This window comes from Clostridium estertheticum, assembly GCF_018861295.1.
GTDB classification, from domain to species: Bacteria; Bacillota; Clostridia; order Clostridiales; family Clostridiaceae; genus Clostridium_AD; species Clostridium_AD estertheticum_D.
Window position 1 is genome coordinate 1 of the sequence record NZ_JAHLDM010000058.1, and the last position, 4878, is coordinate 4878.

General features: G+C 32.1%; 4 protein-coding genes. All 4 read right to left on the reverse strand.

The genetic code is table 11. The annotated features are described in order from the left end of the window. The coding region (locus KPL54_RS25445; protein ID WP_216109278.1) for an FAD-binding oxidoreductase at positions 1–1382 on the reverse strand (1382 nt) is incomplete at its 3' end. A gap of 114 nt (positions 1383–1496) precedes the next feature. After that, on the reverse strand, positions 1497–2705 hold the full coding sequence (locus KPL54_RS25450; RefSeq protein ID WP_216109279.1) for an electron transfer flavoprotein subunit alpha: 1209 nt from the start codon (positions 2703–2705) through the stop codon (positions 1497–1499). A gap of 33 nt (positions 2706–2738) precedes the next feature. Further along, positions 2739–3527: an electron transfer flavoprotein subunit beta/FixA family protein gene (locus tag KPL54_RS25455; protein WP_216109280.1), complete on the reverse strand. Its 789-nt coding sequence runs from the start codon at positions 3525–3527 to the stop codon at positions 2739–2741. 205 nt (positions 3528–3732) lie between these two features. Next, the gene (locus KPL54_RS25460) at positions 3733–4440 is read right to left on the reverse strand and encodes a FadR/GntR family transcriptional regulator (protein ID WP_216109281.1); all 708 of its coding nucleotides are present in this window, start codon (positions 4438–4440) and stop codon (positions 3733–3735) included. Positions 4441–4878 lie beyond the last annotated feature (438 nt).

Below are 4878 nucleotides of genomic sequence, written 5' to 3' on the forward strand. Positions count from 1 at the left end.
CCTGGGTTTAATATATTTTTAGGATCAAATGCCAATTTTATATTTTTCATAAGTCCTACATACACAGGTCCTAATTGTTCTAACATATATGTTTTTTTTGCAAACCCAATACCATGTTCTCCAGATACTAAACCTTTGAGTTCTCTTGATTTACTGTACATCGCTTCAAATACTTCTGCAATTTTCGTGTCCCATACTTCATCCGTAAGGTCATCTTTTAACACATATACATGTAAGTTACCATCACCTGCATGACCAAAACTTCTTATCCTTATATTAAATTCCTTTTGAAGTTCATTAGTGTAATTAATGAACTTGGCAACCATGTTCCTTGGAACAACAACGTCACATTCATCCATATAAGTTGTTGTTGCTTTAACTGCTTCAAGAAAAGCCCCTCTTGCAGACCAAACAGCTTCTTTTCTCTCATCTGTATCCGTTATAAATACATCAAGAGCACCTTGCTCTAGGCAAATATTAGCTACACCTTCATAAGCTTTTTCTATTTCTTCTATAGTATTACCATCAAAAGTTAATAAGAGATAAGCATCTGAAGAATTATCTGGGAACTTTTTACCAAGAAATTCTTCAGCAGCAAGAATAACTTCTCTTTGCATAAATTCTATAGCAGTTGGGGCTGCTTTTGATTTAACTATTAAAGGAACTGTGTTTATTGCCATATCAAGATTAGGAAAAGGTATTAATAATGATATCGCCTTCTTTGGTAGTGGTAATAGTCTTAATATTATTTTCGTAACTATTCCAAGTGTTCCCTCAGAACCACATATTAAATCTTTTATACTGTACCCAGTAGAATTTTTAACTACCTTTCCACCCACTTCAAGTATTTCTCCACTTGGAAGTACTACTTCAAGTCCTCTTATATAATCTCTTGTAACTCCGTATTTAACAGCTCTCATTCCACCTGCATTAGTATTTATATTTCCCGCAATTGTTGCTGATTTTTCTCCTGGATCTGGTGGATAAAACAGATCAAACTCTTCAACATATTTACTTATCTCCATTAGAAGTACACCTGGCTCGAGTGTTAACATTAAGTTTTCTTCATCAATTTCAAGTATTTTATTCATCCTAGACATATTTATCATAATTCCACCGAATATTGGAACTGATGCTCCAACTAGTCCTGTTCCTGAACCTCTTGCTACAACAGGAATAACATTATCAGATGCATATTTCATGATTTTTGACACTTCATCAGTTGTAAGAACCTCAACTAATACTTCTGGCATTTTACTTATTCCACCCATCTCATCATGGCTGAAATCATCATTTATATCCTCACCAGTAAACACTCTATCTTTTCCTAATATAGACACTAGAAATTCTATATCCTTTGCATCAAGTTTTTTGTAACTCATAAGATTACCTCCCCGATTATTCATTTAGTAAAACCGCTAAATGGTCTCATTTAGTAAAACCGCTAAATGATTTATTACTTAAGTTAAGACTAAAAGTTGACTTAAATCTATACGTTAGCGAATACAGTACTCAGCTCCTGAATTTTTAATGTTTTGGATCAATTGAGGAACTATTTCATATATGTCTCCCACTATTCCATAATGAGCTACATTAAATATCGATGCATTAGGATCTTTATTTATTGCAAATATACGCTCTGAACTGTTCATTCCAGCTGTAAACTGAACTGCACCAGAAATTCCAAGAGCTATTATTAATTTAGGTTTAACTGTTCTTCCAGATAAACCAATTTGTTTTTTAGCATCAATCCAACCCGCTTCAATTGTAGGTCTTGTTCCAGCTACTTGGGCATTAAGTAAATCTGCAAGTTCCTGTATCATAACAAGATCTTTTTCTGACTTTAATGCTCTGCCAACTGCAATAATTACCTCTGCATCTGAAATATTTTCTTCAACTTCTTTTTTAGTAACCTTTAATACCTCAATGTTAGATCTTAATTTTGCCCTATCTATTTCACAAATTGTAATTTTACCTTTCTCGTCACAATTTTTTTCAGGAGCATTCATAACTTTATACCTTACTGTAGACATTTGTGGTCTTGTATTTGGACATATAATTTGAGCCATGATATTACCACCAAAAGCTGGTCTTATCTGTACAAGGTCTGTATTTTCTTTCATATTGAGTATTGTACAGTCAGCAGTAAGTCCTGTTCTAAATCTTGCTGCAACTCTCGGAGCAAGTGATCTACCAATAGTTGTTGCACCAACAAGTAATGATGATGGCTTTACCTTATTTACAAAATCTTCGAATGCTGCAGTATAAGGTTCTATCCTAAAATCCTTAAGTTCTTCGCAATCGTATACAAATACTTCATCAACACCATAATGTAATAATTCTTTTGCTTTCTCTTTTATGTTGTGGCCAATAAAAACACAATATACTGGAAAATTAACAACTGATGCAAGTTCTCTCGCTTTTCCGATAAGTTCCATTGTTACAGGATGTATAACTCCTTCTACATGATCAACATATACCCCTATACCCTTCCATAAACTCTTATCAACTTGAACTACCTTCGTTTCAAGAAATTCCATTACTCCCGTTGGACCTTTTTTAACACAAATCTTACACATTTTACAGCCTGCATTAACTTCTATTTTTCCATCGTTATATTCAATAGCACCAAAGGGACAAACCTTTACTAATTCTTTAGCAACTGATTCATTTACCTTCTCTTGGTGACAAATTAACTTACTCATTAGAACTCCACCCTTCTTATATAATTTAATTCATTATACGAATTTTAATTCTTTAAGTTTTGTTGCCATTTTTAAACTAAGTTCTGAACCGCTACCTGTCCATGTTTCACGATCATTATTCACATCTGGTGGGAATATTCGTTCAACTTGTGTTGGTGAACCATTAAGTCCATATTTCTTTTCATCCTTATCTTCAAAATCATTTAATGTTATCATTTTTATTTCTCTATCTTTTGTAGCTATTTTTTTCCTATAAGACGGAAGCCTTGGTTGATATATATCTTTGTCTACGGTTAGAAGACATGGGAATTGAATCTCAGCGACTTCTATAGTATTTGCCATATCCATCTCTACAACAATTGATTTTTCCTTCAATTCTATTATTTTTAAGACGTTTGCAATATGCGGAATATTTAGGTATTCAGCCATTTCTGGTCCTACTTGAGCGGTATCACCATCTGTTGTTTGCTTTCCACATAATATAAGATCAAATTCACCCATTTTTCTTACCCCTTGGGAAATTGTATAAGATGTAGCTAGAACATCTGCTCCTGCAAATTTTCTATCAGAAATTAGTGCACCTTCGTCTGCTCCCATCATATATGCTTCGCGAATAACATCCTTTGCTTGAGGAGGTCCCATAGTTATAACTTTAATTAGTCCACCCTTTTCTTCCTTAATTTTAAGAGCTGTTTCTAATGCAAACAAATCGAAAGGATTCATTTTAGAATCTACACCATCTCTTTTTAAAACTCCTGTAACTGGATCCACTTCAACATTTGAAGTACCTGGAACTTGTTTTATACAAACTAAAATTTCCATATATTTATTCCTCCTACATTTTGTATAGAATTCTAAAAACTCATTATTGGCTAGATGGTCTGACCACCTTTTAATTTATAATAACACACTATTCAAAACATTTCTACTATTGTTATTTAATTAACAGTGTTTATTTTTTTTTACTATAAAATTAAAGGTGAGAGCAATATTTGTTATTGCCCTCACCCATGATTTTATAATAATATTATATTGTCCTTTCACTCTTATACTTATTTGCAAAATCTAAATGAATTCGCATTGCTTTTCGAGCCTCTACAGAACTATGTCTTTCTATAGACAAGTATATTTCATTGTGTTGAGAAAAAAGTATTTCCTTATTGCCTTCATGAACTATTATTAATTTTCTTGCATCCTTTATAAAATGATCTACAAGTGTCGCAACTGTTTTAAGTATATCAAATATTAAAACATTACCTGAACATTCTGCAATTTTATAATGAAATTCTTTGTCAATTTCAGCAGTAACAGCCTCCGCTTCTCCTTCAGACTTCATGAACCTTTTAGTAATCTCACTTAATTCATTTAATTGTCCACCCGTTATTCTCTTCGCAGCAAGGCCTGCCGCCTCAACCTCCATAATTTTTCTGAGCTCCCATATCTCTTCTTGATTACTTCCCTCTAACATAAACATAATTGATAGTGGTTCAAATAAATTATCCTGAAAACTTGTCTTTATATAACTTCCTTCCCCTTGTCTGCACTCTATAAGTCCAATGACTTCTAATGCTCGAAGCGCCTCTCGAATCGAAGCCCTACTCACTTCTAATTGTTGAACTAAACTTCTCTCTGAAGGTAGTTTATCACCTTTTTTAAGAGTACCTTGATCAATCATATTTTTTATTTGGTCAATTACTTGTTCGTAAACTTTTGTACTCTTTATTGGACTAAACATTTTATTCACACCTAGATATTGCTCCAAAGGTTTTAATGTAGTCTTATCAATTTTATCCATTATGTGATTCCCCCTTTAACATCCCAGATTCATGCATTCTATATATTATAACATAATTGTTACAGTTTAATACTTCAGCAAATCACGTTCAAAATTATCAACATTTCTATAAATAACTGTAACCATATTTTTAAAATAATATATACTTAGAAAAATAATATATTATAATTTATAAAAAGTAAGAATATTGATAATATTTTCACATAATCGATTTTTTTAAATGAAACATCAAATACAAATATTACATATAATCTGAAAAATTATATTAAAAAACGATAAGATCTATATAAAATGTACCCTATAGAGTAGACGATTTAAAAAAACCTACGCTATAGGGTTTTTCTATGTATAATTAAATATAAGAATAGAGGTGGATAA

Bases quoted from the DNA above. Each gene is read 5' to 3' on its own strand.
- KPL54_RS25450 (WP_216109279.1), bottom strand. From the start codon at position 2,705: ATGAGTAAGTTAATTTGTCACCAAGAGAAGGTAAATGAATCAGTTGCT.
- KPL54_RS25455 (WP_216109280.1), bottom strand. From the start codon at position 3,527: ATGGAAATTTTAGTTTGTATAAAACAAGTTCCAGGTACTTCAAATGTT.
- KPL54_RS25460 (WP_216109281.1), bottom strand. From the start codon at position 4,440: ATGTTTAGTCCAATAAAGAGTACAAAAGTTTACGAACAAGTAATTGAC.